Origin of the sequence: Bacillus sp. V26, assembly GCF_034296245.1 — a bacterium.
Classification (GTDB): domain Bacteria; phylum Bacillota; class Bacilli; order Bacillales; family Bacillaceae; genus Bacillus; species Bacillus halotolerans.
In genome coordinates this window covers 1-259 of sequence record NZ_JAXKQF010000024.1, presented here as the reverse complement: position 1 = coordinate 259, position 259 = coordinate 1, and the positions used below count along the sequence as shown (strand labels likewise).

The 259-nt window shown below is 46.7% G+C and carries 2 rRNA genes; both read left to right on the top strand.

The window, feature by feature from the left end:
- Window positions 1-129 (top strand): 23S ribosomal RNA (locus tag UJ203_RS20980); the annotation flags it as partial.
- Window positions 130-182: 53 nt separating this feature from the next.
- A 5S ribosomal RNA gene (gene rrf / locus UJ203_RS20975) occupies window positions 183-259 on the top strand; the annotation flags it as partial.

Here is a 259-nt window from a genome sequence, read left to right as displayed (position 1 = left end):
CCTCAAGATGAGATTTCCCATTCCGCAAGGAAGTAAGATCCCTGAAAGATGATCAGGTTGATAGGTCTGAGGTGGAAGTGTGGCGACACATGGAGCTGACAGATACTAATCGATCGAGGACTTAACCCAATTTCTAATGATGTCACATCTGTTATCTAGTTTTGAGAGAACACTCTCAATTGTTTGGTGGCGATAGCGAAGAGGTCACACCCGTTCCCATGCCGAACACGGAAGTTAAGCTCTTCAGCGCCGATGGTAG